Origin of the sequence: Acetobacter sp. (assembly GCF_047723915.1) — a bacterium.
Classification (GTDB): Bacteria; Pseudomonadota; Alphaproteobacteria; order Acetobacterales; family Acetobacteraceae; genus Acetobacter.
The window spans coordinates 26,927-53,610 of record NZ_JBDOBQ010000003.1 but is presented as its reverse complement, the minus strand read 5'-3'; the positions used below and the strand labels follow the sequence as shown (position 1 = coordinate 53,610).

The window sequence follows — 26,684 nt, the reverse complement described above, 5'->3', positions numbered from 1 at the left end:
GGCGCATATGAGGATACCGCCTAGGTGTCTTCTTTTACCTGTCCGAAACCACACGCGGCCTTTGCGGCCTTAAACGGTATAACGCCGGCGAGTGGTATGACGGGGATGCTGGATGCAGGCTGACATCGTGCGGCAGGCCCAGATATTCCGTTTCAAGGACAGGCGAGCGGGTTTCATCCTTGTGGTGGAGCCCAAAGGGCAACCCGTTCTGTCTGGCGTCCAGCCCGGCGGAACATGATGGAGACGGGATTTGGACCGTACGGAAAAGAAGGCTTTAGTCGCCTCCCTGTCCGCCGTTTTCGCCCAGACGTCCATGGTTGTTGTCACCCAGAATGCTGGGTTGACTGTGGCCAGTGTGACCGATCTGCGGCGCAAGGTGCGTGCAGCGGGTGCGAACTATAAAGTCGCTAAAAACCGGCTGGCAACTCTCGCCCTGGATGGGACCCAGTTCAGCGGCATCGCGCCAATGCTGAAGGGACCGACCGCGCTTGCGTGGGCGGATGACCCTGTGGCTGTGGCGAAGGTGATCGTTGAGTTCGCCAAAACCAATGACAAGCTTGTGGTGCTTGGTGGTTCTCTTGGTTCTCAGGTGCTCAGCGCCGACGGGATCAAGGCTCTGGCCGAGCTGCCGTCGCTTGATACCCTGCGTGCGCAGTTGGTGGGGCTTATCTCCACGCCGGCTACACGGATCGCAGCGGTCACTCAGGCGCCCGCAGCCCAGCTTGCTCGTGTTTTTGGGGCCTATGCCAAAACGGGTGAAGCTGCCTGAACGCCTCCCTTCGACTGAAGGGCTGTTCACGATATCCACGCAGCCTCCATGCAGGGGGTTGTGTTCTGCAAACCAGTATTTATATTAGGAAGACTAACCATGGCTGATCTTGCTAAGCTTGTTGAAGACCTGTCCGTTCTGACCGTTCTCGAAGCGGCTGAACTGTCCAAGCTCCTCGAAGAAAAGTGGGGCGTGTCCGCTGCTGCTCCGGTTGCTGTTGCTGCCGGCCCGGCCGCTGCTGCTGCTCCTGCTGAAGAAAAGACCGAGTTCAACGTGATCCTGGCCGCCGCTGGCGAAAAGAAGATCAACGTGATCAAGGAAATCCGTGGCATCACCGGCCTGGGCCTGAAGGAAGCCAAGGACCTGGTCGAAGGTGCTCCGAAGGTCGTCAAGGAAGGCGTCAACAAGGAAGAAGCCGACAAGATCAAGAAGCTTCTTGAAGACAACGGCGCGACCGTCGAAATTAAGTAAGATTGCCATACTCCCGGTCGCATGGTCCGGGGTTATGAAATCAGGGTTTTCGGGTAGGGGTGCAAACCTCTGCCCGTTTGCCTGTTTCGGGTACGGACCCGGGGCAGGGCGTGCCGGGAGATCGGCAGGCAATTAAGGCCGAAACAGGTCGGACCATCAGGCTCGCGGTGTGCTGCGAGCCTGATGGTCCGAGACAAGGGCGGGGGCAGGAGCGACGATGAACGCAATCACAAAATCGTTCACAGGACGGAAACGAATTCGCAAAAGTTTCGGGCGGATTCCCGAAATCGCCCCAATGCCAAACCTGATCGACGTGCAGCGCGCGTCTTACGAGACATTTCTTCAGGCCAATGTGTCGCCTGATGCACGTGTCCCGACAGGTTTGCAGGAGGTTTTTCGCTCCGTATTCCCCATTAACGACTTTGCGGGTCGGGGGCGGCTGGAGTTTGTCAGCTACGAATTTGAAGAGCCGAAATACGATGTCGAGGAATGCATTCAGCGCGGGTTGACCTACGCCGCGCCGCTGAAAGTCTTCCTGCGCCTGATCGTATGGGATGTTGACGAGGATACGGGTTCGCGCTCCATCCGCGATATCAAGGAACAGCCGGTTTATATGGGCGACATGCCGCTCATGACCGATAACGGCACCTTTATCGTCAACGGCACCGAACGCGTCATTGTCAGCCAGATGCACCGCTCACCCGGCGTGTTCTTCGATCACGACAAGGGCAAGACGCATTCGTCGGGCAAGTATCTGTTTGCCGCACGTGTCATTCCGTATCGCGGCTCCTGGCTCGACTTCGAATTCGACGCCAAGGACATGCTCTATGTCCGCATCGACCGTAAGCGCAAGTTGCCGGTCACCACCCTGCTCTATGCCTTGGAAAGTGCGGCTTCCAACGCCGCGCGCGCGGCCAAGCAGGCCGAAGGCGGTGATGTGGATGCCATGGAAATCCGTGGCATGGACCCCAACGAAATCCTGTCCTACTTCTACGACACGGTCATTTTCACCAAGACCGCGAAGGGCTGGGCGCGCCCGTTCGACGCCGAATCCTTCCGTGGGCTCAAGCTGCTGGCCCCGCTGGTCGATGCGGAAACCGGTGAAGTCGTCGCGGATGCGGAAACCAAGCTGACAACCCGTCTGGTGCGCAAGATCGCGGAAAAGACCCGCGAGGTGCTGGTGGGCGATGTCGATCTGATCGGCCGTTTCATCGCGCATGACATTGTCAACATGACCACGGGCGAAATTTACGGCGAAGCCGGTGAAGAAATCACCGAAGCCCGCCTGACCGCCCTGGAAGAAGCCGGCATTAACGATCTGCCGGTGCTTGCGATCGATTCCGCAAAGGGCCCGTGGATCCGCAATACCCTGACGGTCGACAAGAACGCCAGCCGCGACGAAGCGCTGATTGATATCTACCGCGTCATGCGCCCGGGTGAACCGCCCACGGCCGAGACGGCGGAAGCCATGCTGCAGGGTCTGTTCTTCGATCCCGACCGGTACGACCTGTCGGCGGTCGGTCGCGTCAAGATGAACATGCGCCTCGATATCGAGGTGCCGGACACCGTGCGGGTTCTGCGCAAGGACGATATCCTGCGCACCATCAAGGTGCTGTGCGACCTCAAGGATGGTCGTGGCCAGATTGACGATATCGATAACCTGGGCAACCGTCGTGTCCGCTCGGTCGGCGAACTGATGGAAAATCAGTATCGCATCGGCCTGCTGCGCATGGAACGTGCCATTCGCGAGCGTATGGGCTCGGTCGATATCGATACGGTCATGCCCCATGACCTGATCAACGCCAAGCCTGCTGCCGCTGCGGTCCGCGAATTCTTCGGCTCTTCGCAGCTCAGCCAGTTCATGGACCAGACCAACCCGCTGTCCGAAGTCACGCACAAGCGTCGTCTTTCGGCCCTCGGCCCGGGTGGTCTGACACGTGAGCGCGCAGGCTTCGAAGTGCGTGACGTGCATCCCACGCATTACGGCCGTATCTGCCCGATTGAAACGCCTGAAGGCCCGAATATCGGTCTGATCAACTCGCTCGCGACATACGCCAAGGTGAACAAGTACGGGTTTATCGAAACTCCGTATCGTCTGGTCAAGGACGGCGCCCTCCAGGATGGCTGGAAATACCTGTCCGCCATGGAGGAAGAAAAGCTCGTCGTGGCCCAGGCTGACGCGAAGGTGGATGACAAGGGTGCGCTCACCAGCGACTTGGTCTCCGTCCGTCGTAACGGTGACTTCCGTCTTGTTCCCCCGACGGAAGTGACGGCGTGCGACGTGTCGCCCAAGCAGCTTGTTTCCGTGGCCGCCGCCCTCATTCCGTTCCTTGAGAACGATGACGCGAACCGCGCGCTCATGGGCTCGAACATGCAGCGTCAGGCCGTGCCGCTCGTGCGTTCTGACGCGCCGCTGGTCGGTACAGGCATGGAAGCCGCAGTGGCGCGCGATTCCGGTGCGACCATCGTCGCCAAGCGCGACGGCATTGTCGACCAGATCGACGGTGCACGTATCGTTGTGCGGGCGACCGACAGCAACGGTGCGACCCAGGGTGTGGACATCTACCGTCTGCGCAAATATTCCCGCTCCAACCAGTCCACCTGCATTAACCAGCGTCCGCTGGTTTTCGTGGGCGACAACGTGAAGGCGGGCGATATCATTGCTGACGGTCCGTCCACCGAACTGGGTGAACTGGCTCTGGGCCGTAACGTGCTGGTCGCGTTCATGCCCTGGAACGGCTACAACTTCGAAGACTCGATCCTGATTTCCGAACGGATCGCCAAGGACGACGTTTTCACCTCGATCCATATCGAGGAATTCGAAGTCATGGCCCGTGACACCAAGCTGGGTCAGGAAGAAATCACCCGTGACATTCCCAATGTCGGCGAGGAAGCCCTGCGCAACCTCGACGAAGCCGGCATTGTCTATGTGGGTGCCGAGGTTAACCCCGGCGATATCCTGATCGGCAAGGTCACGCCCAAGGGCGAAAGCCCGATGACGCCGGAAGAAAAGCTCCTGCGCGCCATTTTTGGCGAAAAAGCGTCCGACGTGCGCGACACGTCCCTGCGCCTGCCGCCCGGCACGACGGGTACCATTGTCGATGTGCGCGTGTTCTCCCGGCGCGGTGTCGACAAGGACGAGCGCGCCATGGCCATCGAGCGTTCGGAAATCGAGCATCTCGCCAAGGACCGTGACGACGAACGGGCTATTCAGGAACGGTCTTTCTACAGCCGTCTGCGGGAAAAACTGCTCGACCAGACATCGGGTGCCGGTTTCAAGGGGATCAAGTCCGGCACGGTCATTACCGATGCCGTGCTGGATGAACACCCGCGTGCCGTATGGCGTCAGATCGTCGTGGCGTCCGACAGCGTCATGGCGGAGTTGGAAACGCTGCGTCGCGAATTCGATGCCGCCATTGCCCGTATTCAGGCCCGTTTCGAAAGCAAGGTCGAAAAGCTCCAGCGTGGCGATGAACTGCCACCCGGCGTGATGAAAATGGTCAAGGTGTTCGTGGCGGTGAAGCGCAAGCTCCAGCCGGGCGACAAAATGGCCGGCCGTCACGGAAACAAGGGTGTGGTCTCACGCGTCGTGCCGGTCGAAGACATGCCCTTCCTGGAAGACGGCACGGCGGTCGATCTGGTGCTCAACCCGCTGGGCGTGCCGTCGCGCATGAATGTCGGGCAGATTCTTGAAACCCATCTCGGCTGGGCCTGCGCCAATATCGGTCGCGGGATCGGCGATCTGGTCGACGAATACCAGAGAACCGGCGAAAAGCGTCAGGAACTGCTGGAACGTCTCAAGGAGGTCTATGGCGACAAGGTTTATGCCGACGCCATTGCCGACATGACGAATGAAGAACTGATCGAACTGTCGGGTAATCTGCGCAAGGGCGTGCCGATTGCGACACCGGTGTTCGACGGGGCCTCCATTCCCGATATCGAAGCCATGCTTGAAAAAGCGGGTGTTTCCAAGAGCGGGCAGTCGCAGCTGATCGACGGGCGCACGGGCGAGATGTTCGAGCGCAAGACCACGGTCGGTTATATCTACATGCTCAAGCTGCATCACCTTGTCGACGACAAGATCCATGCACGTTCCATTGGGCCGTACTCGCTGGTGACCCAGCAGCCGTTGGGCGGTAAGGCCCAGTTCGGTGGCCAGCGCTTCGGTGAAATGGAAGTGTGGGCGCTTGAGGCATATGGCGCTGCCTATACGTTGCAGGAAATGCTGACCGTGAAGTCGGACGACGTCTCGGGCCGTACAAAGGTTTACGAAGCCATCGTGCGCGAGCAGGACGACTTCGAGGCCGGTATCCCCGAAAGCTTCAACGTGCTGATCAAGGAGCTCAAGTCTCTGGGTCTGAACGTGGAGCTGGAGCAGGGGGCCGAGTGACGGTGGATTTCCCCGCTTTGATCCATTCTTATTTCAAGGGAGAGGCCAAGGCCGCAGCTTTGGCTCTCCGTTTCCCTCTGGGGGCTTCTGCACATGAATGAACTCATGAAAATTCTTGGCCAGACCGGCCAGGCGATGACCTTTGACCAGATCAAGATCCAGCTTGCCTCACCCGAGCAGATCCGGTCCTGGTCCTTTGGTGAAATCAAGAAGCCCGAGACCATAAACTACCGTACGTTCAAGCCCGAACGTGACGGCCTGTTCTGCGCGCGCATCTTTGGTCCCATCAAGGACTACGAATGCCTGTGCGGCAAATACAAGCGGATGAAGTTCCGTGGCATCATCTGCGAAAAATGCGGTGTTGAAGTCACGCTGGCCAAGGTGCGTCGTGAACGCATGGGCCATATCCAGCTTGCAAGCCCTGTTGCCCATATCTGGTTCCTGAAGTCTCTGCCCAGCCGCATCGGGCTGATGGTCGATCTGACTCTGAAGGATCTGGAAAAGGTTCTCTATTTCGAAAGCTATCTGGTTCTCGAACCCGGCACGTCTCCGCTCAAGCAGTATTCCCTGCTGACCGAGGAACAATATCTCGACGCCATGGATGAATACGGCGACGAAGGTGTCGAAGTCGGAATCGGTGCGGAAGCGATCAAGAAAGTTCTCGAGCGCATCGATTGCGACGCCGAAAAGGTCGAACTGCGCCAGGAACTCAAGGAAACCACGTCCGAGGCCAAGCGCAAGAAGCTGGTCAAGCGCCTGAAGCTGATCGAGGCGTTTGCGGAAAGCGGCTCGCGCCCGGAATGGATGATCCTGGACATGGTGCCGGTCATTCCGCCCGAACTGCGTCCGCTCGTGCCGCTGGATGGCGGACGTTTCGCCACGTCCGACCTGAACGACCTGTATCGTCGCGTCATCAACCGTAACAACCGTCTCAAGCGGCTTATGGAACTGCGTGCGCCCGATATCATCGTGCGTAACGAAAAGCGCATGTTGCAGGAAGCGGTCGATGCACTGTTCGACAACGGCCGTCGCGGTCGCGCCATCACGGGCGCGAACAAGCGTCCGCTGAAGTCACTGTCCGACATGCTCAAGGGCAAGCAGGGCCGTTTCCGTCAGAACCTTCTGGGTAAGCGCGTCGACTATTCCGGTCGTTCGGTTATCGTGGTGGGTCCGGAACTCAAGCTGCATCAGTGCGGTCTGCCCAAGAAGATGGCGCTCGAACTGTTCAAGCCGTTCATCTATGCCAAGCTGGAAAAATACGGTCACGCGACCACCATCAAGGCCGCCAAGCGGATGGTGGAAAAAGAACGTCCCGAAGTGTGGGATATTCTCGAAGAAGTCATTCGCGAACACCCCGTGCTGCTGAACCGCGCGCCGACCCTGCACCGTCTGGGCATCCAGGCGTTCGAGCCGGTTCTGGTCGAAGGTAAGGCCATCCAGCTTCATCCGCTGGTCTGCACCGCGTTCAATGCCGACTTCGACGGTGACCAGATGGCGGTGCACGTGCCACTCAGCCTGGAAGCCCAGCTTGAAGCCCGCGTGCTGATGATGTCGACCAACAACATCCTCAGCCCCGCGAACGGCAAGCCGATTATCGTACCGTCTCAGGATATCGTTCTGGGGCTGTATTACCTCAGCCTCGAAACGCCCGAGTTCAAGGCGACGCCCGATCGTAGCGAGTATGACGACAAGACAGGCGCACTGATCGCTGCTGGCGCCACGACGTTCGCGTCCGTCAAGGAAGTTGAATACGCGCTCAGCGCTGGCGCACTGAAGCTGCATGACAAGATCCGCGCGCGGATCGAGCGTGTGGATGCGGACGGCAAGGTGGGTTATGAAACGGCGATCACCACGCCCGGTCGCGTGCTGATCGCGCAGATCCTACCCCGGAACGAGGCCGTGCCTTTCGGGCTGATCAACCGCCAGTTGACCAAAAAAGCCGTCTCCGACGTGATTGACACGGTCTATCGTCATTGCGGTCAGAAGGAAGCGGTCATTTTCTGCGACCGTCTCATGGCGCTTGGTTTCCGCCACGCGGCTAAGGCCGGTATTTCCTTTGGCAAGGATGACATGATCATCCCGGCGGAAAAGAAGGAGCTGGTCGATCGTACCGCCACCGAAGTCAAAGAGTTCGAACAGCAGTATCAGGACGGTCTGATTACGGCTGGTGAACGCTACAACAAGGTGGTGGATGCCTGGTCACGCTGCACGGATGAAGTGCAGGCCGCCATGACCAAGGAAATCTCGCGTCAGGAAATCGGCAAGCCCATCAACTCCGTCTGGATGATGAGCCATTCCGGGGCCCGTGGGTCGCCGGCGCAGATGAAGCAGCTTGCCGGTATGCGTGGCCTGATGGCCAAGCCGTCCGGTGAAATTATCGAACAGCCGATTATCGCCAACTTCAAGGAAGGCCTGTCGGTTCTCGACTACTTCACCTCCACCCATGGTGCACGTAAGGGGCTGGCCGATACCGCGCTGAAAACGGCGAACTCGGGTTATCTGACCCGCCGTCTGGTCGACGTGGCGCAGGACAGCATCATCATCGAGGAAGATTGCGGGAGTGAGCGCGGTCTGACCGTTCGTGCCGTCATGGACGGTGGTGAGGTTGTGGCTTCCCTGTCCGAACGGATCCTGGGCCGCACGGTGGCGAGCGACATTATTGACCCGGCAACGGGAACGGTGCTGCTCGCACGCAACCACCTGATCGATGAAGCCGATGCCGAGCGGATTGAAACCGCCGGGGTGGAAGTAGTGCATATCCGCTCTGTCCTGACCTGCGACAGCCGTGTGGGTGTTTGCGGCGCGTGCTATGGCCGCGATCTGGCCCGTGGCACGCCGGTCAACATCGGTGAAGCTGTGGGTGTTATCGCGGCACAGTCCATCGGTGAACCCGGCACCCAGCTGACCATGCGTACCTTCCATATCGGTGGTGCGGCGCAGCGTGGTGCCGAGCAATCGATGATCGAGGCATCGCGTGAAGGGCGGGTGGTTATCCGTAACCGCAACGTGGTCCATAACAGCCAGAGCGTGCCGATTGTCATGGCACGTAACTGCGAAGTGCTGCTGACCGATGAGAACGGCGCAGAAAAAGCCCGTTACCGTGTGCCTTACGGCGCGCGGCTGCTCATTACCGATGGCGCACAGGTGACACGTGGCCAGAAGCTGGCTGAGTGGGACCCCTACACCCTGCCGATCATTACCGAGAAGGCCGGTAAGGTCGAATATCTCGACCTGATTGACTCCATCACGCTTGTCGAGCGTATGGACGAAGTTACGGGTCTGACCTCCAAGGTGGTGGTGGACTACAAGCAGGCAGGCAAGGGCGTTGACCTGCGCCCACGTCTGCAGCTCAAGGATGCCAACGGCGAGGTGGTGAAGCTCGACAACGGTTCCGACGCCCGCTACTTCCTCTCCCCCGAAACGCTGCTTTCGGTGGAAAACGGGGCGACGGTGGCGGCTGGCGACGTGCTGGCCCGTCTGCCGCGTGAAGGCTCCAAGACCCGTGATATTACGGGTGGTCTGCCGCGCGTGGCCGAGCTGTTCGAAGCCCGGCGTCCGAAGGATCACGCGATCATCGCGGAGATGGAAGGGCGTGTGGAATTCGGCAAGGACTACAAGTCCAAGCGCCGCATCGTTGTCAAAAACGATGAGTCCGGCGACGAGCAGGAATACCTGATCCCCAAAGGCAAGCATATTTCCGTTCAGGAAGGTGACTTTGTCGAAAAGGGCGATCCGCTGGTCGACGGCCCCCGCGTGCCGCACGATATTCTGAAGGTGATGGGGGTTGAGGCGCTGTCCGATTACCTCATCAACGAAATCCAGGATGTCTATCGTCTGCAGGGCGTGAAGATCAACGACAAGCATATCGAGGTGATCGTACGTCAGATGCTTCAGAAGGTCGAAATTCTGGAGCCTGGCGATACGACCTACCTCATCGGCGAAACTGTTGATCGGATCGAGTTCGACATGGAAAACACCAAGTGCCTGAACGCCGGTGAGCGTCCTGCACTGGCCATGCCGGTGCTGCAGGGTATTACAAAGGCATCCCTGCAGACCCAGTCCTTCATTTCTGCCGCGTCCTTCCAGGAAACCACGCGCGTGCTGACCGAGGCGGCAACAGCCGGCAAGGTCGACAGGCTCATGGGGCTGAAGGAAAACGTGATTGTCGGTCGTCTTATCCCGGCCGGTACGGGCAGTGTCATGAAGCGCCTGCGGGCGATTGCCGCGGAGCAGGACCGTCAGCGCGTCAGCCGTTCTGCTGCCGAATAAGGCTAAAGCGATACGATTACGAAAAAAGGCCGGACCTGTTCCGGCCTTTTTTTTGTGTCTCTTATGAATGGGTAAGAGAATCGTCAGGCAAAGCTTGACTTCCATGGGGGGGAGGGTTAGTTAGCAGCCCTCAGCTACGGCCATCCCTCGGGTTGGTTCGAGCAGGCAGGTTTTCTGTACGAGTTTCAAGCATGCGGTCGGCTTCCGGCGGAAGCGGAGCCGGATGTCAATATAGCCTCATTCTGGCGAATGCCGAATGGGATCTTTTTAATGAAAGTCGGCAGTCGGAACAGGACTGGCCGGCCGAATTGTGTAAGGATCGGGAAAGGCGCATGCCGACCATCAACCAGCTCATTGCCAAGGGGCGCAAGCCTGCGGTGAAGCGCAATAAAGTGCCCGCGCTGCAAGGGTGCCCCCAGAAACGCGGTGTTTGCACCCGCGTCTACACGACGACACCTAAGAAGCCGAACTCCGCACTGCGTAAAGTCGCCAAGGTGCGTCTGACGAACGGCTATGAGGTGGTCAGCTATATTCCGGGTGAAGGTCATAACCTTCAGGAGCATAGTGTTGTGCTGATCCGCGGCGGTCGTGTGAAGGACTTGCCGGGTGTTCGTTATCACATCCTTCGTGGTGTTCTCGATACGCAGGGTATCGCCAAGCGGCGCCAGCGGCGGTCGCTCTATGGCGCCAAGCGTCCGAAGTAAGAGGAAGTCCAGGTATGAGTCGCCGTCATCGCGCCGTAAAGCGCGAGATCCTTCCCGATCCGAAGTTCGGAGATATCGTCATCACGCGTTTCATGAACGCCCTGATGTACGATGGTAAAAAGTCCACCGCAGAAAAGATCGTCTATGACGCGCTTGATGCCATGGCACGCCGTAGTGGCAATGCGTCCGATCCGATTGCGCTGTTCCACAGCGCGCTGGATAACGTGAAGCCGGCTGTTGAGGTGCGGTCCCGCCGTGTCGGTGGCGCCACCTACCAGGTGCCGGTCGAAGTTCGCACAGACCGCCGCCAGGCGCTGGCGATCCGCTGGTTGATTGACGCTGCGCGCAAGCGTGGTGAAAACACCATGCAGGACCGTCTGTCCAACGAGCTGCTTGACGCCGTGAACAATCGCGGTGCGGCCGTGAAGAAGCGCGAAGACACGCATCGTATGGCGGAAGCCAACAAGGCGTTCAGTCACTATCGCTGGTAATCCATGAAGGTTCCGCTTTTCTCCTCGGTGGGGAAAGCGTGCTTGTAACAACTGCAGCCCGAATTTTTTGGGGTATGGAGTAGACAATGGCTAAGGCTAAATTCGAGCGGAACAAACCGCACTGCAACATCGGCACCATCGGTCACGTCGACCATGGCAAGACCTCCCTGACGGCAGCCATCACCAAGACGCTGGCAAAGAAGGGTGGCGCTGTTTTCAAGGCGTATGACCAGATCGACGCCGCTCCCGAAGAGCGCGCTCGTGGCATCACCATCTCCACCGCCCACGTGGAATACGAAACCGACAAGCGTCACTATGCGCACGTCGACTGCCCCGGCCATGCTGACTACGTGAAGAACATGATCACGGGTGCGGCGCAGATGGACGGCGCGATTCTGGTTGTGTCCGCTGCTGACGGCCCGATGCCGCAGACCCGTGAACACATCCTGCTGGCCCGTCAGGTCGGTGTTCCGGCTCTGGTTGTCTTCCTGAACAAGGTCGACCAGGTTGACGATCCCGAACTGCTTGAGCTGGTGGAAATGGAAGTTCGTGAACTTCTGTCTTCCTATCAGTTCCCCGGCGACGATGTGCCGATCGTCAAGGGTTCCGCTCTGGTGACCCTCGAAGATGGCGACCCGGAAATTGGCGAAAACCGCGTTCTCGACCTGATGGACGCTGTTGACTCCTACATTCCGCAGCCCGAGCGTCCGGTTGACCGTCCGTTCCTGATGCCGATCGAAGACGTGTTCTCGATCTCCGGTCGTGGCACCGTGGTGACGGGTCGTGTCGAGCGTGGTGTTGTGAACGTCGGCGACGAAATCGAAATCGTTGGTCTGAAGCCGACGGTGAAGACGACCGTGACCGGTGTCGAAATGTTCCGCAAGCTGCTTGACCGCGGTGAAGCCGGCGACAACATCGGCGCGCTGCTGCGTGGCACGAAGCGTGAAGACGTCGAGCGCGGTCAGGTTCTGGCCAAGCCCGGCTCCATCACGCCGCACAAGAAGTTCAAGGCTGAAGCCTACATCCTGACGAAGGAAGAAGGTGGTCGTCATACTCCGTTCTTCACCAACTATCGTCCGCAGTTCTACTTCCGTACGACGGACGTGACGGGTGTTGTGCATCTGCCCGAAGGCACCGAAATGGTGATGCCGGGCGACAACTGCGCCATGGACGTGGAGCTGATCGCTCCGATCGCCATGGACGAAGGTCTGCGTTTCGCTATCCGCGAAGGCGGCCGCACGGTTGGTGCTGGCGTTGTTGCTACCATTGTCGAGTAATCGATAACGGATACGAGACTGAGTGGCCCCGGCTGAGTTGTTCGGCCGGGGTTCTACTTGGCGGCCGGGTTTCCCGGGCAAGTTAAGTGTTGGACTAAGAAACAAATGGACAACCAGAACATCCGCATTCGCCTGAAAGCGTACGATCACCGCGTGCTCGACAACAGCACGAAGGAGATTGTAAACACGGCGAAGCGTACGGGTGCGCGGGTTCGGGGTCCTATCCCGCTGCCGACGCATATCGAACGGTTTACGGTTAACCGTTCTCCTCACGTTGACAAGAAGAGCCGCGAACAGTTCGAAATTCGGACTCATCGCCGCCTGCTCGATATTGTTGAGCCTACTCCGCAGACCGTGGACGCTCTCATGAAGCTCGACCTCGCCGCTGGCGTGGATGTCGAGATCAAACTCTAAGGTCCAGACGATGCGCACCGGATTGATCGCAAAGAAGTTGGGTATGTCCCGACTGTTCAAGGAAGATGGCACGCATGTGCCCGTCACCGTCTTGCATGTTGATGACGTGCAGGTGGTCGATGCCCGCACGGAAGAGCGTGACGGCTACGTTGCCGTTCAGCTTGGCATGGGCAAGGCCAAGGTGAAGAATGTAACACAGCCCAATCGTGGCCATTTTGCCCGCGTGAAGGTCGAGCCCAAGAAAGTGCTCCGTGAATTCCGTGTGGCGGCTGATGCCGCGCTGGAAATCGGCGCTACTTTGTCTGCATCCCATTTCGTGGTCGGCCAGAAGGTCGACGTGACGGGGACCAGCAAGGGTAAGGGATTTGCTGGCGCCATGAAGCGCTGGAATTTTGCCGGTCTGGAAGCCTCGCACGGTGTGTCCATTTCGCACCGTTCGCATGGTTCGACGGGTAACCGCCAGGATCCCGGCAAGACCTTCAAAAACAAGAAAATGGCCGGTCACCTGGGCGATGAACGCGTGACCACCTTGAATCTGGAAATCGCTGCGATCGATCCGGAAAAGAATCTCATCATGGTTCGTGGCTCCATTCCCGGCGCCAAGAACAGTGTCGTTCTCATCCGTGACGCGATCAAAAAAGCCCGCCATGGTGACGCGCCGTACCCGGCCGGCCTTGTGACGGCGGAGGGCTGAGGTCATGGAAATCGAAATCAAGACACTTGATAACGGCAACGCTGGCTCTGCCACGCTGCCTGACGAGATTTTTGCCGTCGCACCCCGTGCGGATATCATGGCGCGTGTCGTGCACTGGCAGCTTTCCAAGCGCCGCGCCGGTACGCACAAGGTCAAGGGCATGGGTGAAGTCTCCGGCACGACCAAAAAGCCGTACCGCCAGAAAGGCACCGGTAGCGCCCGTCAGGGCTCCCTGCGTGCTCCGCAGTACCGTACGGGTGGCGTGGTGCACGGTCCCGTGTCTCGTGACCATGGTTATGACCTGCCCAAGAAGGTGCGTCGCCTGGGTCTGATCTCGGCGCTGTCGCAGAAAGCACGTGACGGCAAGCTGATCGTCCTGCAGTCCGCTTCGGGCGTGAGCAAGACCAGCGAACTGGCTGTCAAGCTCAAGGGGCTCGGCCTCGTATCCGCTCTGATCGTGGATGGCGCGGTGGACGAGAACTTCGTGCGTGCCGCGCGCAACCTGCCGCGTATCGACGTTCTGCCGACCATTGGCGCGAACGTGTACGATATTTTGAACCACGAGGTTTTGGCTATCACGCAGGCCGGCCTTGAAGGACTGAAGGAGCGCCTGGCATGACCAACATTCTTGCAGTGCGCAAGAAAGCCGCGCGTCTGTCCCGGGAAGCGCTGTACGATATCGTGCGCACGCCCGTGATTACCGAGAAGGCGACTGCGCTTTCCGAAAAGAACCAGGTTGTTTTCAAGGTCGCTATGTCGGCCAGTAAGCCTGAAATCAAGGTCGCCGTCGAAACGCTTTTCGGGGTGAAGGTTGTTGGCGTCAACACCCTGATCCAGCAGGGCAAGGCCAAGCGCTTTAAAGGGCGTCTGGGTCAGCGTTCCGACGTGAAGAAGGCGTTTATTCAGCTTGCCGAAGGTCAGTCGATCGATCTGACGGCAAAGCTGGCGTGACCAGGGGTATAAACTGATGGCACTGAAGCACTTTAATCCTGTCACGCCCAGCCTGCGTGGTACGGTTCTGATCGACCGGTCCGACCTCTGGAAGGGCAAGCCGGTCAAGCAGTTGACTGAAGGTAAGAACAAGACGGGTGGCCGTAACAACAACGGTCGTATCACGTCGCGTTTTCGTGGGGGTGGGCACAAGCAGTCCTACCGTTATGTTGACTTCAAGCGTCGCAAGTTCGACGTTGTCGGCACGGTGGAACGGCTGGAATATGACCCGAACCGTACGGCCTTCATTGCGCTGATCAAGTACGAAGACGGTGAGCTTGCTTACATCCTGGCTCCGCAGCGTCTGAAGGTGGGTGACACCATCATCGCTGGCGCCCGCGTTGACATCAAGCCGGGTAATGCGATGCCGCTGGCGGCCATTCCGGTCGGGACGATCGTGCATAACATCGAGCTGAAGCAGGGCGCTGGCGGCAAGATGGCGCGCTCGGCTGGCACATACGCACAGCTGGTGGGCAAGGACGCGGGCTATGCCCAGCTCAAGCTCCAGTCCGGTGAACTGCGTGTTGTGCGTGGTGAATGCATGGCGACGGTTGGCGCGGTGTCGAACCCCGACAACATGAACCAGCACATGGGCAAGGCCGGTCGCGGTCGCTGGCTGGGTCGTCGTCCGCATAACCGCGGCGTGGTTATGAACCCGGTCGATCACCCGCATGGTGGTGGTGAAGGACGTACGTCCGGTGGCCGTCATCCGGTTACGCCGTGGGGCAAGCCCACCAAAGGTTATAAAACTCGGGTCAACAAGCGGACGGACGGGCTGATTATCCGTCGCCGGAAGACCGGCAAGTAAGGGGCAATAGAAGATGGCACGTTCCGTCTGGAAAGGTCCGTTCGTCGACGGGTATCTGCTGAACAAGGCTGAGGCATCCCGCGCATCGGGCCGCAATGAAGTGATCAAGATCTGGTCACGTCGTTCCACGATTCTTCCTCAGTTCGTGGGACTGACATTCGGTGTTTACAACGGTCAGAAGTTCCTGCCTGTGCAGGTGACGGAGAACATGGTTGGCCACAAGTTTGGCGAATTTTCTCCCACCCGCACGTTCCACGGGCATGGCGCTGACAAGAAGTCGAAGCGGGGCTGAGACCAGAGATGAGCAAGCCGAAGCATCCGCGCACGCTCGCGGAAACAGAAGCGCAAGCTATCACGCGTAACATTCGGGTCAGCCCCCGCAAGCTCAATCTTGTGGCCGGCCTGATCCGTAACAAACCTGCTTCCCAGGCAATTGCGACGCTCACGTTCTCGAAGCGCCGCATTGCCCAGCAGGTGAAGAAAACGCTGGAAAGCGCGATCGCCAACGCGGAAAACAACCATCAGCTCGATGTCGATCAGCTGGTGGTGAAGACGGCCGAAGTGGGTAAGTCCATTGTCATGCGGCGCTTTCACGCCCGTGGCCGTGGCCGTTCCGCACGCGTTGAGAAGTTTTTCAGTCACCTGAAGATTGTTGTAGCTGAGCGGGCGGTTGAGCCTGAAGCGGCTTCCACCGAGCAGAAGGCGGCCTGAGGTATGGGACATAAAGTCAATCCGATCGGGCTTCGGCTCGGTATCAACCGCACGTGGGACAGCCGCTGGTATGCAGACAGCGACTATTCCCGCCTGCTGCACGAAGACCTGAAGCTGCGCGTGTTCCTGCGTCGCCGGCTGGCGGGTGCGGGTGTGTCCCGTGTGGTGATCGAGCGTCCGGCCAAAAAGCCGCGCGTGACGATCTACGCTGCTCGCCCTGGTGTGGTGATCGGCAAGAAGGGCCAGGACATTGACGCTCTGCGCAAGGAACTGACCCGTATGGCCGGTACCGACGTGGCGCTGAACATCGTCGAAATCCGCAAGCCGGAAATCGACGCGACCCTGGTGGCCGAAAACATCGCCCAGCAGCTTGAGCGTCGTGTGGCTTTCCGTCGCGCCATGAAGCGCGCCGTTCAGTCGGCCATGCGTCTGGGTGCGCAGGGTATTCGTATCAACTGCTCGGGTCGTCTGGGTGGCGCTGAAATCGCCCGTATCGAGTGGTATCGCGAAGGCCGCGTGCCTCTGCACACGCTCCGCGCCGATATTGATTACGGCACGGCAACCGCCATGACCACCTATGGCGCGTGTGGCGTGAAAGTCTGGATCTTCAAGGGCGAAATTCTGGCCCATGATCCGTTGGCCCAGGATCGCAGGGCGGCCGAACAGGCTCCTCAGCGCTGAGGAGAGGGATAAAATACAATGCTTTCCCCGAAGCGGACAAAATTCCGTAAAGCTCATAAAGGCCGGATCCACGGCCTTGCCAAAAGCGGCACCACGCTGAACTTTGGTACGTTTGGTCTCAAGGCGCTTCAGCCCGAACGGATCACTGCGCGCCAGATCGAAGCGTCTCGCCGGGCCATCACCCGCGCCATGAAACGTGCCGGTCGTGTCTGGATTCGTATCTTTCCGGATATTCCGGTCTCGACAAAGCCCGCAGAAGTGCGTATGGGCTCCGGTAAAGGTTCCCCGGAATACTGGGTGGCCCGTGTGAAGCCTGGTCGCATCCTGTTCGAGATCGAAGGTGTGCCGCCGGAACTGGCGCGTGAAGCGCTGGCTCTGGGCGCGGCAAAACTGCCGATCAAGACCAAGTTCGTGACCCGAATTGGAGATGCGTGATATGGCAAAGGCAACAAAGCCGGCTGATCTGCGTGCGAAAAGCGCCGACGAGCTGCAGGCGCAGCTTGTCGAGCTGAAGCGTGAACAGCTCAACCTGCGTTTCCAGCAGGCCACGGGCCAGAACGAGTCCCTGAGCCGTATCCGTACGGTTCGTCGTGAAATTGCGCGCATCAAGACGATTGTCGCGCAAAATACTAAGCCAGTGGCGGGTGCAAAAACATCCGCCGCCAATGCCTGAGGAGTTAGCCGATGCCCAAGCGCGTCCTGACCGGGCGTGTGACCAGCGACAAGATGGACAAGACCGTTACGGTTCTTGTTGATCGGCGCGTCATGCATCCGCTGTATAAGAAGTTCATTCGTCGTTCCAAGAAGTACGCGGCGCATGACGAAGAAAATATCTGCAAGGTCGGGGATACCGTGCGGATTGAGGAATGTCCTCCCATTTCGCGGCGCAAGACGTGGACCGTGGTTTCCCGCAACGGCGACGCCGTGGGCGCGGAAGCGGTCGCTTCGGCCTAACGTAAGGATATCAGGTTATGATCCATCCCGAGACCAACCTTGAGGTCGCCGATAACTCCGGCGCGCGTCAGGTGCAGTGCATCAAGGTGCTGGGCGGTTCCAAGAGGAAGTCCGCCTCGGTCGGCGACGTGATCGTCGTTTCCGTCAAGGAAGCCATCCCCCGTGGGAAGGTGAAGAAGGGCGACGTTCACCAGGCAGTTATCGTGCGGACATCTTACCCCGTGCGCCGGCCTGATGGGAGCGCCATCCGTTTCGATCGGAATGCTGCCGTGCTGATCAACAAGCAGCAGGAGCCGATCGGCACGCGTATTTTTGGACCGGTCGTGCGTGAACTGCGTGCGAAAAAGTTCATGAAGATCATCTCTCTGGCGCCGGAGGTGCTGTAATGGCTGCCCGTATTAAAAAAGGCGATACGGTTCTCGTCATCAGCGGCTCCTCCAAGGGGACGCAGGGAGAGGTTCTGGAGGTTCGTCCTTCCGAAGATCGTGCGGTTGTTCGTGGTGTTGCGGTGGCCAAGCGCCACAAGCGCGCGACCCGCATGGGCGAGGAAGGCGGTATCATTGCTCGTGAAGCGCCCGTTCATCTCTCCAATCTGAAGCTGGTTGACCCGGCATCCAAGAAGCCGACGCGTGTTGGTTTCCGGGTGCTGGAAAACGGCAAGAAAGTTCGTGTTGCGAAAGCAACTGGCGAAGTGATGGAAGGCTGAGAGACCTCGAATGAGTGCGCATAACGAAAGTCGTACCCTTCCGCGCCTTCAGCAGCGCTACAAGGACGAACTCCGTGCCAAGCTGAAAGAACAGTTTGGTTACGGCAATGAAATGCAGGTACCCCGGCTTGAAAAAATCGTCCTGAACATGGGCGTTGGTGAAGCTGCGGGCGACCAGAAGAAGCTTGATGCTGCTGTCGCGGAAATGACGCTGATTGCGGGCCAGAAGCCCGTCAAGACGCTGGCTAAGAAGGCGATCGCGGGTTTCAAGATCCGTGAAGGTCTGCCGATCGGCTGCAAGGTGACGCTGCGTCGGGTCAGGATGTACGAATTCCTCGACCGCCTGGTGACGATCGCCATGCCGCGTATCCGCGACTTCCGCGGCCTGCCTGCGACGAAGGGCTTTGATGGTCGTGGCAACTTCGCTCTGGGCCTGAAAGAGCAGATCATCTTCCCCGAAATCGATTACGACAAGGTGGATGATGTGCGCGGCATGGACGTCGTGTTTGTAACCAGCGCTAAAACCGATGCGGAAGCCAAGGCTCTGCTGAAGGCATTTGATCTTCCCTTCGTGGGGTGATACAGGCTGGCTTAATTGTGTGATCTTGGAAAACCATCGAAGGTTTTCGAAGGGTTCCGGAGGTAAAGTTGTATGGCTAAAACATCTGCCATCCTGCGTAATGCGAAGCGCGCGCGCATGGCGGCACGGGATAAAGAGAAGCGTACTGCTCTCAAGAATATCGTAATGGATCGGTCTCTGCCCGTGGAAGACCGGTTTGACGCGTCCCTGAAACTGGCTGAACTGCCGCGCAACGGCTCTCGCGTGCGCGTTCGGCTGCGTTGCAAGCTGACCGGTCGTTCTCGCGGTAACTACCGCAAGTTCGAGCTGTGTCGTATCGCTTTCCGTGATCTGGCGTCTACCGGCCAGATTCCGGGAGTGGTGAAAGCAAGCTGGTAAGGGCGGGACATGTCACTTTCTGATCCGTTGGGTGATATGCTCACCCGTATTCGTAACGCTCAGCGTGCGCGTCATAACTCTTGCGTGGCTCCGGCATCCAGCCTGCGTGCCAATGTGCTTGAGGCGCTGCAGCGCGAGGGTTATATTCGTGGCTACAAGCGTGAGGAAATCCGCAAGGGTATCGCTCAGCTTCACATCGAGCTGAAATATGCCGAAGGTGAGCCTGTGATTCGCGAAATCCAGCGCGTTTCGCGCCCTGGTCGTCGCGTTTATTCGAAAATCAAGGAACTGCCGCGCGTTCGCGCCGGACTGGGTGTTTCCATCCTGTCCACGCCGCGTGGTGTTCTGTCCGATGTAGAGGCACGGGCCGCCAATGTTGGCGGCGAAGTCCTCTGCCGCGTATTCTAAGGGGGATACATACATGTCACGTGTAGGCAAGTATCCCGTGGACGTGCCGGCAGGGGTCAGCGTTTCCATCGTGGATGGCCTGTTCAAGGTCAAAGGCAAGCTGGGTGAGTTGTCCCTGCCGATTTCCTCGCATGTCACTGCCGAGTTGCAGGATAGCAAGGTTGTTGTGCAGCCGATCGGTACAGCCAGTCAGGCTCGCATGATGTGGGGTACCACACGCGCGTTGATTGCATCTGCTGTCAAAGGTGTTTCCGAAGGGTTCTCCAAGACCCTGGAAATCAATGGCACGGGTTATCGCGCGGCCGTGCAGGGCTCCAATCTGGTGCTTAATCTCGGTTTTTCCCACGACGTGGTCTATCCGATCCCGGCTGGTATCAAGATTTCCACACCGCGGCCGACCGCCGTTGTGGTGGAGGGGATTGATAAGCAGCGTGTGGGTCAGGTGGCGCTGGATATTCGTAGCTACCGCAAGCCGGAACCCTATAAGGGCAAGGGCGTGCGTTACGATACGGAGACCATTCGTCGCAAGGAAGGCAAGAAGAAATAATGAGCACTCAGCAGGAATTGCGGAACCGGCGGCGCGCACGCCTTCGTTTCCAGCTTCGCCGCAAGGCTGGTGGCCGTCCTCGTCTGTCGGTCTTCCGGTCTGGCAAGAATATTTACGCTCAGGTTATCGACGACGCGCAGGGTCTTACTCTCGCTTCGGCGTCTACGCTGGATAAGGAACTGCGCGCTGGACTCAAAACCGGCGCAACGCAGGACAGCGCCGGTGCTGTTGGCAAGCTGGTTGCGCAGCGTGCCGTTGCGGCTGGCGTTTCCCAGGTTGTTTTCGACCGTGGGTCTTATCTTTATCACGGGCGTGTGAAGGCCCTGGCGGAGGCGGCCCGTGAGGGCGGTCTCTCCTTCTGAGGAAAGGATCACGCAATGGCTCGTGAACCAAGAGAAGGCGGTCGTGGCGGCCGTGAGCGTGAGCGCGAAGCTGATGAACTGGTAGACAAGCTGGTTACCATCAATCGCGTCGCGAAAGTTGTTAAGGGTGGTCGGCGCTTTGCCTTCGCTGCTCTGGTCGTCGTTGGCGATCAGAAAGGGCGTGTAGGCTTTGGCGCTGGCAAGGCCCGTGAAGTGCCTGAAGCGATCCGCAAGGCGACTGAACGCGCCAAGCGCGCCATGATCCGCGTGCCCATGAAAGAAGGGCGCACGCTGCATCATGACGTGGCTGGTCATTTCGGTGCCGGTAAGGTGATCCTGCGCTCGGCGGAAGCCGGGACGGGTATCATTGCTGGTGGACCGATGCGCGCCGTGTTTGAAAGCCTCGGGATCAATGACGTGGTGGCCAAGTCCCTTGGGACACGGAACCCCCACAACATGGTCAAGGCGACGTTCGATGCCCTGACGCGTTGCGCCAGCCCCCGCGCTGTTGCAAACCGTCGTGGCAAGAAGGTCGCTGAGATTTTCGGCAAGCGCGATCAGGCTGCCGGTGGGGAGGCTGCTGATGTCTGAGAAGAAAACCTTCAAGGTCACGCAGCTCGCGTCCGGCAACGGTCGCAAGCCTGGCCAGAAAGAAACCCTGATCGGGCTCGGTCTGAACAAGATCGGTCGCGAAAAGGTTCTGGAAGATACCCCGTCTACGCGGGGTATGGTCCGCAAGGTAGCCCACCTGGTGAAGGTGGAGGATTGACATGAAACTGAATGAACTTCGCGATAACGAAGGCTCTCGCTACCGCAAGAAGCGCCTTGGGCGCGGTATCGGTTCCGGCAAGGGCAAGACCTCCGGTAAGGGTGTGAAAGGCCAGAAAGCGCGTGAGGGTGTGTCCCTGAACGGGTTTGAAGGCGGTCAGCTTCCCATTTATCGTCGTCTGCCCAAGCGCGGTTTCAAGAACATCTTCCGTAAGGTTTACGCGCCTGTAAACCTTGGTGCGATCGAACAGGCTCTGGCGGATGGCAAGCTTGAGAACGCCGCTCCGGTAACGGAAGATGCTCTCAAGAAGGCTGGCCTGGTCGGTACCGGCAAATACGCCGGTGTGCGTATCCTGGGTGAAGGCGAACTGACACAGAGCGTGACGTTCGAAGTGTCGGGCGTTTCCGCGTCTGCTCGGGCGGCTATCGAAAAGGTCGGTGGCAGCATCACGCTGCTGGCGGCCCCGGCGGTAGAAGCCAGCGCCTCCTGATTATGGGCAGGGGAGAACGGTCATCGTAACTGTTCTCCCTTTTTCCTGTTCGTATCGGAAATGCGGCCCGGATTTTTCGGGCCGACATGCCAGCGTCGCCACACCTCGTGGTGGCGCTGTTTGTGTGAAAGGACGGATGCATGGCTTCCGCGGCCGAACAACTGGCTGCCAACTTCAACGTCGGCTCGTTCGCCAAGGCAACTGAACTCAAGAAGCGGATCTGGTTCACGCTGGGTGCGCTTATTGTTTATCGGCTTGGCACTTACATTCCGGTTCCCGGAGTGGACGCCACCGTTATGGGGCAGCTGCTTGCGCAGCATCAGGGCGGTATTCTGGGCATGTTCAACATGTTCACCGGTGGTGCGCTTGGGCGCATGACGGTGTTCGCCTTGAATATCATGCCGTATATTTCAGCGTCGATTATCGTGCAGTTGATGTCGACTGCCATTCCCTCTCTTGAATCACTCAAGAAGGAAGGGGAGTCGGGGCGCAAGAAACTTAACGCCTATACGCGTTACCTGACCGTTCTGATCGCGGTCTTCCAAGCCTATGGCATAGCCCTGGGGCTGGAGAACGTGCAAAGCGGGGCTGCGGTGGTCAATCCAGGGCCATTGTTCCTGGTGACCTGTGTGACCGCTCTTGTCGGTGGAACGATGTTCCTGATGTGGCTGGGTGAACAGATTACATCGCGAGGGGTCGGCAACGGCATATCCCTGATTATTTTTGCGGGTATTGTCGCCAATCTGCCGCATGCTTTGGCCAGTCTTTTCGAACTGGGCTACACCGGCGCGCTATCACCCATTTTCGTCTTGCTGTTTCTGGTTCTTGCCGCGGTGACGATCATGTTCATCGTCTTCATGGAGCAGGCACAGCGGCGTGTGGTGATCCAGTACCCCAAGCGCCAGATGGGGCAGCGGATGTTCGGTGGCGACACCACGCATATGCCGCTCAAGGTGAACACGGCCGGTGTCATTCCGCCAATTTTCGCGTCATCCGTGTTGCTTATTCCAGTGACACTGGCGGGGCTGATGAACGGAAAATCGCTGCCTGGCTGGGTCTCCTTCCTGGGGGAAGAACTCGGGCAGGGGCAGCCGCTTTATATGCTGTTCTACGCGCTGATGATCATCTTCTTTTCTTACTTTTATGCTGCTGTGACGTTCAACCCGGCAGAGACTGCGGATAACCTGCGCAAGCAGGGTGGGTTTATACCCGGTGTGCGGCCCGGTGCTGCGACGGCATCGTATTTCGACCGGATCCTGACCCGCCTGACGACCATAGGCGCTGCTTACATGGTGGCTGTGTGTCTTCTGCCGCAAATTCTGATCAGTCACTATAACGTGCCGTTCTATTTTGGCGGGACAAGCCTGATCATTATTGTCTCGGTCACTATCGATACGGTGACGCAGATCCAGTCCCATCTGGTCGCGCACCAGTACCAGGGGTTGATGCGCAAGGGACGTGGGGCGAGGAAGCAGAGGATTATCCGGCGATGAACATCATTTTTCTGGGGCCTCCCGGCGCGGGCAAAGGTACTCAGTCCAAGCTGCTGGAAGAGCGCTACGGCCTGGTGCAGATCTCGACCGGCGACATGCTGCGTGCGGAAGTCGCCAGCGGTTCTGCGATCGGAGAGGAAGCGAAGGCATTGATGCATGCTGGCAAGCTGGTGCCGGATGCGCTGATCATTGCCATGCTCAAGGATCGTATCGCCCAGCCGGACTGCCAGACGGGGTTCATCCTCGACGGGTTTCCACGCACCGTGGCGCAGGCCGAGGAACTGGACCAGATGCTCAAGGCGGACGGGAAGGGCATTGATGTCGTGCTGTTCCTGAACGTCGATGAGGAGATACTGGCCGATCGGATTTCCGGTCGTTTTACGTGCGCGAATTGCGGCCGGACTTACAATGACGTTTCGAACCCGCCCCAGCATGCCGGTGTGTGCGATGCCTGCGGTAGCCATGAGTTCAAACGTCGGGCTGACGACAAGCGTGAAACGGTAGTGGAGCGTTTGAAAGAGTATCGGAAGCTGACGGCGCCGATTCTACCGTTTTATGAAAAAATGGGTCTTCTTCACACGATAAACGGGATGCTTCCCGCTGCCGGGGTCACGGCGGAAATCGAAGCAGCGCTTGGGGAAAGCCACGCGCTCACGAAGAAGTGAACAGTTTTCGTTGACTTGTGCCGGTGGTCGGTATATCTCGCGGCCACCAAGTGAAATTTGCCCAGCGAAGGGCTATGAGCCGTTCGCCGACATGGCGAGCGAACAGGAGTATAAGGCGTGGCACGTATTGCCGGCGTGAATGTCCCGACCACCAAGCGGGTTGTCATCGGGCTTCAGTATATTTACGGGATTGGCGCAACAAGGGCTGTGGACATCTGCAAGGCGACGGGCATCTCCGAAGCCAAGCGCGTGAACGAGCTGAGCGACGACGAAATCCAGAAGCTGCGCGAAGTGATCGACGGCGATTACCGCGTGGAAGGCGATCTTCGCCGTGAAGTCGCGATGAACATCAAGCGCCTGATGGACCTGGGTTGCTACCGTGGCCTGCGCCACCGTCGCGGTCTGCCGGTGCATGGCCAGCGGACCCACACGAACGCCCGCACCCGCAAGGGTAAGGCCGTGGCGATCGCCGGTAAGAAGAAAGTCACGCGTTAACCCAATTTTTGCTAAAAGCCCGGCCTGCATATGCAGGATCCGGGCACGGGCTGAGGTAGAAAAGACATGGCGAAAGCCGCAACACCGCGTGTTCGCAAAAAAGAACGTAAGAACATTATTTCTGGCGTGGCGCACGTGCTCTCCACATTCAACAACACCATGATCACCATCTCGGACGCGCAGGGGAATGCTATCTCCTGGTCGTCCGCTGGTGCTCAGGGCTTCAAGGGGTCACGCAAGTCCACGCCGTATGCGGCGCAGGTTGCTGCCGAGGACGCCGGCCGCAAGGCGCGCGAACACGGCATGGAAACGCTCGAGATCGAAGTTTCCGGTCCTGGTTCGGGGCGTGAGAGCGCTCTGCGGGCACTGCAGGCTGTTGGTTTCACCATTACGTCCATTCGTGATATGACGCCGGTCCCGCATAATGGCTGCCGGCCGCGCAAGCGCCGTCGCGTCTAACGCCTGAGCGGGAAGGCGGCCCCGAGCGCAGGGGCCGCTTTTCGGTTGTTGTGTCCACTTCAGAGAAATTGCTGCCTTGCGGTAATTTTTCCTATTGAAAGGCCGGTACCTTGGTCCTTCAGAAAAACTGGCAATCTCTGATCAAGCCAGAGAAGCTTGAAGTTGAATCCGGTGTCGAGCCCGCCCGTATCGCAACGGTTGTGGCGGAGCCTCTGGAACGCGGCTTCGGTATGACGCTGGGCAATGCGCTGCGGCGGGTGCTGCTGTCGTCCCTTCAGGGCGCTGCGGTCACTGCGGTGCAGATCGATGGCGTGCTGCATGAGTTCTCGTCCGTTGCGGGTGTGCGTGAGGATGTCACCGACATCGTTCTGAACATCAAGCAGCTGGCGTTGCGCATGCACGGCGAAGGGCCCAAGCGCATGGTGCTGACGGCAACCGGCCCCGGCGAAGTTCGTGCCGGCCAGATCCAGACCGGTCATGACATCGAGATCATGAACCCTGATCTGGTGATCTGCACGCTGGATGACGGCGTGAAGCTTGGCATGGAATTTATCGTCAACACCGGCAAGGGGTATGTTGCCGCGGCGTCGAACCGCCCGGAAGATGCGCCGATCGGTCTGATCCCGGTCGATGCGATCTATTCCCCGGTCAAGCGCGTGTCCTACAAGGTGGAGCCGACCCGTGTTGGTCAGGTCACTGATTATGACAAGCTGCTGCTGACGGTTGAGACGAATGGTGCGGTAACGCCGGAAGACGCTGTGGCTCTGGCCGCGCGTATTCTGCAGGACCAGCTCCAGCTCTTCATCAACTTTGACGAGCCGCGTCCGGTACAGGCCGATGAGCCGGAAGATGATCTGCCGTTCAACCGCAATCTGCTGCGCAAGGTCGACGAACTTGAGCTGTCGGTGCGGAGTGCGAACTGCCTGAAGAACGACAACATTATCTATATCGGGGATCTGGTTCAGAAGAGTGAGCAGGAAATGCTGCGCACGCCGAACTTTGGCCGCAAGTCCCTGAACGAAATCAAGGAAGTTCTGACGTCCATGGGGCTGTCCTTGGGTATGAACGTGCCGGCCTGGCCGCCGGAAAATATCGAAGAGCTGGCCAAGCGGCTTGATGAGCCGTTTTAAGCCAACTTTTAAGACATCTAGGAACTGAACCATGCGTCACCGTATTGCCGGCAGGAAGCTCGGCGTTACTTCTTCCCATCGTGCAGCCATGTTCCGCAACATGGCTGTGGCTCTGATCAAGCACGAGCAGATCACGACCACCCTGCCCAAGGCGAAGGAACTTCGCCCTGTGGTGGAAAAACTGATCACGCTCGGCAAGCGTGGCGATCTGCATGCCCGTCGTCAGGCCCATGCTCTGCTGCGTGACGATGTGATCGTTCGGAAGCTGTTTGCAGCGATCGCCGAACGCTACAAGGCCCGCTCGGGCGGTTACACGCGCGTTCTGCGTGCTGGCGTGCGCTATGGTGACGCGGCTCCGATGGCGCTGATCGAACTGGTGGATCGCGACGTCAGCGCGAAGGGCCAGGACAGCGGCCCCCGCCCGGAAGTGGAAGACAAGCAGGACCTGGCGGCCTGATCTGGCTCCAGTTTCGCTTTTGGAAAAGCTGGCTCGAAATATCGGGCCAGCTTTTTTTATGTTCAGGCGATTTTGAATGGTGGAAACACGGTAAATTCTTAAAAACAGAGGAAATTTTATAT

35 protein-coding genes are annotated in these 26,684 nt (G+C 58.8%); all 35 read left to right on the top strand.

Annotated features, from left to right (window positions below):
• Positions 1-112 precede the first annotated feature (112 nt).
• The 35 genes from ABF990_RS03285 (at position 113) to rplQ (ending at position 26,562) form a co-directional block, all read left to right on the top strand.
• Positions 113-238 (top strand): hypothetical protein, encoded by a 126-nt coding sequence (locus ABF990_RS03285; RefSeq protein ID WP_415499928.1) that lies wholly within the window; start codon positions 113-115, stop codon positions 236-238.
• Positions 239-250: 12 nt separating this feature from the next.
• On the top strand, positions 251-769 hold the full coding sequence (rplJ, locus tag ABF990_RS03280) for a 50S ribosomal protein L10 (protein WP_415491043.1): 519 nt from the start codon (positions 251-253) through the stop codon (positions 767-769).
• 99 nt (positions 770-868) lie between these two features.
• A complete protein-coding gene (gene rplL, locus ABF990_RS03275; protein ID WP_415491045.1) occupies positions 869-1,240 on the top strand; it encodes a 50S ribosomal protein L7/L12 in 372 nt (123 codons plus the stop codon).
• A gap of 217 nt (positions 1,241-1,457) precedes the next feature.
• Positions 1,458-5,630: a DNA-directed RNA polymerase subunit beta gene (gene rpoB, locus ABF990_RS03270; protein ID WP_415491046.1), complete on the top strand. Its 4,173-nt coding sequence runs from the start codon at positions 1,458-1,460 to the stop codon at positions 5,628-5,630.
• A 93-nt stretch (positions 5,631-5,723) separates the two neighbouring features.
• The gene (gene rpoC / locus ABF990_RS03265; protein ID WP_415491047.1) at positions 5,724-9,899 is read left to right on the top strand and encodes a DNA-directed RNA polymerase subunit beta'; all 4,176 of its coding nucleotides are present in this window, start codon (positions 5,724-5,726) and stop codon (positions 9,897-9,899) included.
• 332 nt (positions 9,900-10,231) lie between these two features.
• On the top strand, positions 10,232-10,603 hold the full coding sequence (gene rpsL / locus ABF990_RS03260; protein WP_003622698.1) for a 30S ribosomal protein S12: 372 nt from the start codon (positions 10,232-10,234) through the stop codon (positions 10,601-10,603).
• Between the two features lie 14 nt (positions 10,604-10,617).
• Positions 10,618-11,094: a 30S ribosomal protein S7 gene (gene rpsG / locus ABF990_RS03255; protein ID WP_415491048.1), complete on the top strand. Its 477-nt coding sequence runs from the start codon at positions 10,618-10,620 to the stop codon at positions 11,092-11,094.
• An 86-nt stretch (positions 11,095-11,180) separates the two neighbouring features.
• Complete coding sequence (tuf, locus tag ABF990_RS03250; RefSeq protein ID WP_415491049.1) at positions 11,181-12,371, top strand: elongation factor Tu; 1,191 nt, start codon at positions 11,181-11,183, stop codon at positions 12,369-12,371.
• 105 nt (positions 12,372-12,476) lie between these two features.
• Positions 12,477-12,785: a 30S ribosomal protein S10 gene (rpsJ, locus tag ABF990_RS03245; protein WP_007282720.1), complete on the top strand. Its 309-nt coding sequence runs from the start codon at positions 12,477-12,479 to the stop codon at positions 12,783-12,785.
• Between the two features lie 10 nt (positions 12,786-12,795).
• Positions 12,796-13,479 carry a 50S ribosomal protein L3 gene (gene rplC, locus ABF990_RS03240; protein ID WP_415491050.1) on the top strand — a complete coding sequence of 228 codons (684 nt, stop codon included), beginning with the start codon at positions 12,796-12,798 and terminating at the stop codon, positions 13,477-13,479.
• Between the two features lie 4 nt (positions 13,480-13,483).
• A complete protein-coding gene (gene rplD / locus ABF990_RS03235; RefSeq protein ID WP_415491051.1) occupies positions 13,484-14,098 on the top strand; it encodes a 50S ribosomal protein L4 in 615 nt (204 codons plus the stop codon).
• A gap of 35 nt (positions 14,099-14,133) precedes the next feature.
• The gene (locus tag ABF990_RS03230; protein WP_415491078.1) at positions 14,134-14,430 is read left to right on the top strand and encodes a 50S ribosomal protein L23; all 297 of its coding nucleotides are present in this window, start codon (positions 14,134-14,136) and stop codon (positions 14,428-14,430) included.
• A gap of 16 nt (positions 14,431-14,446) precedes the next feature.
• A complete protein-coding gene (gene rplB / locus ABF990_RS03225) occupies positions 14,447-15,277 on the top strand; it encodes a 50S ribosomal protein L2 (RefSeq protein WP_415491052.1) in 831 nt (276 codons plus the stop codon).
• A gap of 13 nt (positions 15,278-15,290) precedes the next feature.
• Positions 15,291-15,569 carry a 30S ribosomal protein S19 gene (rpsS, locus tag ABF990_RS03220; protein WP_025860199.1) on the top strand — a complete coding sequence of 93 codons (279 nt, stop codon included), beginning with the start codon at positions 15,291-15,293 and terminating at the stop codon, positions 15,567-15,569.
• Positions 15,570-15,577: 8 nt separating this feature from the next.
• Positions 15,578-15,988 (top strand): 50S ribosomal protein L22, encoded by a 411-nt coding sequence (gene rplV / locus ABF990_RS03215; RefSeq protein WP_207844537.1) that lies wholly within the window; start codon positions 15,578-15,580, stop codon positions 15,986-15,988.
• Positions 15,989-15,991: 3 nt separating this feature from the next.
• Positions 15,992-16,669 carry a 30S ribosomal protein S3 gene (gene rpsC / locus ABF990_RS03210; protein WP_415499927.1) on the top strand — a complete coding sequence of 226 codons (678 nt, stop codon included), beginning with the start codon at positions 15,992-15,994 and terminating at the stop codon, positions 16,667-16,669.
• 18 nt (positions 16,670-16,687) lie between these two features.
• Positions 16,688-17,104, top strand: coding sequence for a 50S ribosomal protein L16 (rplP, locus tag ABF990_RS03205; protein ID WP_048852983.1), 417 nt, complete (start codon positions 16,688-16,690; stop codon positions 17,102-17,104).
• A 1-nt stretch (position 17,105) separates the two neighbouring features.
• Positions 17,106-17,342, top strand: a complete 237-nt coding sequence (gene rpmC, locus ABF990_RS03200; protein WP_415491054.1) for a 50S ribosomal protein L29 — start codon at positions 17,106-17,108, stop codon at positions 17,340-17,342.
• Between the two features lie 11 nt (positions 17,343-17,353).
• Complete coding sequence (rpsQ, locus tag ABF990_RS03195) at positions 17,354-17,623, top strand: 30S ribosomal protein S17 (RefSeq protein ID WP_415491056.1); 270 nt, start codon at positions 17,354-17,356, stop codon at positions 17,621-17,623.
• A 17-nt stretch (positions 17,624-17,640) separates the two neighbouring features.
• Complete coding sequence (gene rplN / locus ABF990_RS03190) at positions 17,641-18,009, top strand: 50S ribosomal protein L14 (protein ID WP_207844545.1); 369 nt, start codon at positions 17,641-17,643, stop codon at positions 18,007-18,009.
• Positions 18,009-18,329, top strand: a complete 321-nt coding sequence (rplX, locus tag ABF990_RS03185) for a 50S ribosomal protein L24 (protein ID WP_415500752.1) — start codon at positions 18,009-18,011, stop codon at positions 18,327-18,329. Before rplN ends, rplX begins: the two co-directional genes overlap by 1 nt.
• A 10-nt stretch (positions 18,330-18,339) precedes the next feature.
• Positions 18,340-18,909: a 50S ribosomal protein L5 gene (gene rplE, locus ABF990_RS03180; protein WP_415491059.1), complete on the top strand. Its 570-nt coding sequence runs from the start codon at positions 18,340-18,342 to the stop codon at positions 18,907-18,909.
• A gap of 72 nt (positions 18,910-18,981) precedes the next feature.
• Complete coding sequence (gene rpsN / locus ABF990_RS03175) at positions 18,982-19,287, top strand: 30S ribosomal protein S14 (protein WP_207844551.1); 306 nt, start codon at positions 18,982-18,984, stop codon at positions 19,285-19,287.
• A 9-nt stretch (positions 19,288-19,296) separates the two neighbouring features.
• On the top strand, positions 19,297-19,695 hold the full coding sequence (gene rpsH / locus ABF990_RS03170; RefSeq protein ID WP_207844553.1) for a 30S ribosomal protein S8: 399 nt from the start codon (positions 19,297-19,299) through the stop codon (positions 19,693-19,695).
• A 13-nt stretch (positions 19,696-19,708) separates the two neighbouring features.
• Positions 19,709-20,242, top strand: coding sequence for a 50S ribosomal protein L6 (gene rplF, locus ABF990_RS03165; protein WP_415491060.1), 534 nt, complete (start codon positions 19,709-19,711; stop codon positions 20,240-20,242).
• Positions 20,242-20,604 carry a 50S ribosomal protein L18 gene (gene rplR, locus ABF990_RS03160; RefSeq protein ID WP_415500750.1) on the top strand — a complete coding sequence of 121 codons (363 nt, stop codon included), beginning with the start codon at positions 20,242-20,244 and terminating at the stop codon, positions 20,602-20,604. Before rplF ends, rplR begins: the two co-directional genes overlap by 1 nt.
• 15 nt (positions 20,605-20,619) lie before the next feature.
• Positions 20,620-21,195 carry a 30S ribosomal protein S5 gene (gene rpsE, locus ABF990_RS03155; RefSeq protein WP_415491062.1) on the top strand — a complete coding sequence of 192 codons (576 nt, stop codon included), beginning with the start codon at positions 20,620-20,622 and terminating at the stop codon, positions 21,193-21,195.
• Positions 21,188-21,373, top strand: a complete 186-nt coding sequence (gene rpmD, locus ABF990_RS03150; protein ID WP_415491063.1) for a 50S ribosomal protein L30 — start codon at positions 21,188-21,190, stop codon at positions 21,371-21,373. Before rpsE ends, rpmD begins: the two co-directional genes overlap by 8 nt.
• 1 nt (position 21,374) lies before the next feature.
• On the top strand, positions 21,375-21,863 hold the full coding sequence (gene rplO, locus ABF990_RS03145; RefSeq protein WP_415491064.1) for a 50S ribosomal protein L15: 489 nt from the start codon (positions 21,375-21,377) through the stop codon (positions 21,861-21,863).
• A gap of 140 nt (positions 21,864-22,003) precedes the next feature.
• Positions 22,004-23,356, top strand: coding sequence for a preprotein translocase subunit SecY (gene secY, locus ABF990_RS03140; RefSeq protein ID WP_415491065.1), 1,353 nt, complete (start codon positions 22,004-22,006; stop codon positions 23,354-23,356).
• Positions 23,353-24,021, top strand: a complete 669-nt coding sequence (locus ABF990_RS03135) for an adenylate kinase (protein ID WP_415500749.1) — start codon at positions 23,353-23,355, stop codon at positions 24,019-24,021. The genes secY and ABF990_RS03135 overlap by 4 nt, the downstream gene beginning before the upstream one ends.
• A gap of 117 nt (positions 24,022-24,138) precedes the next feature.
• Positions 24,139-24,516 (top strand): 30S ribosomal protein S13, encoded by a 378-nt coding sequence (rpsM, locus tag ABF990_RS03130; RefSeq protein ID WP_415491067.1) that lies wholly within the window; start codon positions 24,139-24,141, stop codon positions 24,514-24,516.
• A gap of 66 nt (positions 24,517-24,582) precedes the next feature.
• On the top strand, positions 24,583-24,975 hold the full coding sequence (gene rpsK / locus ABF990_RS03125; RefSeq protein WP_025826926.1) for a 30S ribosomal protein S11: 393 nt from the start codon (positions 24,583-24,585) through the stop codon (positions 24,973-24,975).
• Positions 24,976-25,085: 110 nt separating this feature from the next.
• Entirely contained in the window at positions 25,086-26,105 is a 1,020-nt protein-coding gene (locus ABF990_RS03120; protein WP_415491068.1) for a DNA-directed RNA polymerase subunit alpha, read from the top strand.
• Between the two features lie 31 nt (positions 26,106-26,136).
• On the top strand, positions 26,137-26,562 hold the full coding sequence (rplQ, locus tag ABF990_RS03115; RefSeq protein ID WP_415491069.1) for a 50S ribosomal protein L17: 426 nt from the start codon (positions 26,137-26,139) through the stop codon (positions 26,560-26,562).
• The last annotated feature ends 122 nt before the right edge of the window (positions 26,563-26,684 follow it).

Bases quoted from the DNA above. Each gene is read 5' to 3' on its own strand.
- rplL (WP_415491045.1), top strand. From the start codon at position 869: ATGGCTGATCTTGCTAAGCTTGTTGAAGACCTGTCCGTTCTGACCGTT.
- tuf (WP_415491049.1), top strand. From the start codon at position 11,181: ATGGCTAAGGCTAAATTCGAGCGGAACAAACCGCACTGCAACATCGGC.
- rpsE (WP_415491062.1), top strand. From the start codon at position 20,620: ATGGCTCGTGAACCAAGAGAAGGCGGTCGTGGCGGCCGTGAGCGTGAG.
- rpoC (WP_415491047.1), top strand. From the start codon at position 5,724: ATGAATGAACTCATGAAAATTCTTGGCCAGACCGGCCAGGCGATGACC.
- rplP (WP_048852983.1), top strand. From the start codon at position 16,688: ATGCTTTCCCCGAAGCGGACAAAATTCCGTAAAGCTCATAAAGGCCGG.
- rpoB (WP_415491046.1), top strand. From the start codon at position 1,458: ATGAACGCAATCACAAAATCGTTCACAGGACGGAAACGAATTCGCAAA.
- ABF990_RS03285 (WP_415499928.1), top strand. From the start codon at position 113: ATGCAGGCTGACATCGTGCGGCAGGCCCAGATATTCCGTTTCAAGGAC.
- rplR (WP_415500750.1), top strand. From the start codon at position 20,242: ATGAGCACTCAGCAGGAATTGCGGAACCGGCGGCGCGCACGCCTTCGT.
- secY (WP_415491065.1), top strand. From the start codon at position 22,004: ATGGCTTCCGCGGCCGAACAACTGGCTGCCAACTTCAACGTCGGCTCG.
- rplE (WP_415491059.1), top strand. From the start codon at position 18,340: ATGAGTGCGCATAACGAAAGTCGTACCCTTCCGCGCCTTCAGCAGCGC.
- rplO (WP_415491064.1), top strand. From the start codon at position 21,375: ATGAAACTGAATGAACTTCGCGATAACGAAGGCTCTCGCTACCGCAAG.
- rpsS (WP_025860199.1), top strand. From the start codon at position 15,291: ATGGCACGTTCCGTCTGGAAAGGTCCGTTCGTCGACGGGTATCTGCTG.
- rpsQ (WP_415491056.1), top strand. From the start codon at position 17,354: ATGCCCAAGCGCGTCCTGACCGGGCGTGTGACCAGCGACAAGATGGAC.
- rpmD (WP_415491063.1), top strand. From the start codon at position 21,188: ATGTCTGAGAAGAAAACCTTCAAGGTCACGCAGCTCGCGTCCGGCAAC.
- rpsC (WP_415499927.1), top strand. From the start codon at position 15,992: ATGGGACATAAAGTCAATCCGATCGGGCTTCGGCTCGGTATCAACCGC.
- rpsG (WP_415491048.1), top strand. From the start codon at position 10,618: ATGAGTCGCCGTCATCGCGCCGTAAAGCGCGAGATCCTTCCCGATCCG.
- rplN (WP_207844545.1), top strand. From the start codon at position 17,641: ATGATCCATCCCGAGACCAACCTTGAGGTCGCCGATAACTCCGGCGCG.
- rpsL (WP_003622698.1), top strand. From the start codon at position 10,232: ATGCCGACCATCAACCAGCTCATTGCCAAGGGGCGCAAGCCTGCGGTG.
- rplB (WP_415491052.1), top strand. From the start codon at position 14,447: ATGGCACTGAAGCACTTTAATCCTGTCACGCCCAGCCTGCGTGGTACG.
- rplX (WP_415500752.1), top strand. From the start codon at position 18,009: ATGGCTGCCCGTATTAAAAAAGGCGATACGGTTCTCGTCATCAGCGGC.
- rplQ (WP_415491069.1), top strand. From the start codon at position 26,137: ATGCGTCACCGTATTGCCGGCAGGAAGCTCGGCGTTACTTCTTCCCAT.
- rpsK (WP_025826926.1), top strand. From the start codon at position 24,583: ATGGCGAAAGCCGCAACACCGCGTGTTCGCAAAAAAGAACGTAAGAAC.
- rpsN (WP_207844551.1), top strand. From the start codon at position 18,982: ATGGCTAAAACATCTGCCATCCTGCGTAATGCGAAGCGCGCGCGCATG.
- rplF (WP_415491060.1), top strand. From the start codon at position 19,709: ATGTCACGTGTAGGCAAGTATCCCGTGGACGTGCCGGCAGGGGTCAGC.
- rpsH (WP_207844553.1), top strand. From the start codon at position 19,297: ATGTCACTTTCTGATCCGTTGGGTGATATGCTCACCCGTATTCGTAAC.
- rplC (WP_415491050.1), top strand. From the start codon at position 12,796: ATGCGCACCGGATTGATCGCAAAGAAGTTGGGTATGTCCCGACTGTTC.
- rpmC (WP_415491054.1), top strand. From the start codon at position 17,106: ATGGCAAAGGCAACAAAGCCGGCTGATCTGCGTGCGAAAAGCGCCGAC.
- rplV (WP_207844537.1), top strand. From the start codon at position 15,578: ATGAGCAAGCCGAAGCATCCGCGCACGCTCGCGGAAACAGAAGCGCAA.
- rpsJ (WP_007282720.1), top strand. From the start codon at position 12,477: ATGGACAACCAGAACATCCGCATTCGCCTGAAAGCGTACGATCACCGC.
- ABF990_RS03135 (WP_415500749.1), top strand. From the start codon at position 23,353: ATGAACATCATTTTTCTGGGGCCTCCCGGCGCGGGCAAAGGTACTCAG.
- rplD (WP_415491051.1), top strand. From the start codon at position 13,484: ATGGAAATCGAAATCAAGACACTTGATAACGGCAACGCTGGCTCTGCC.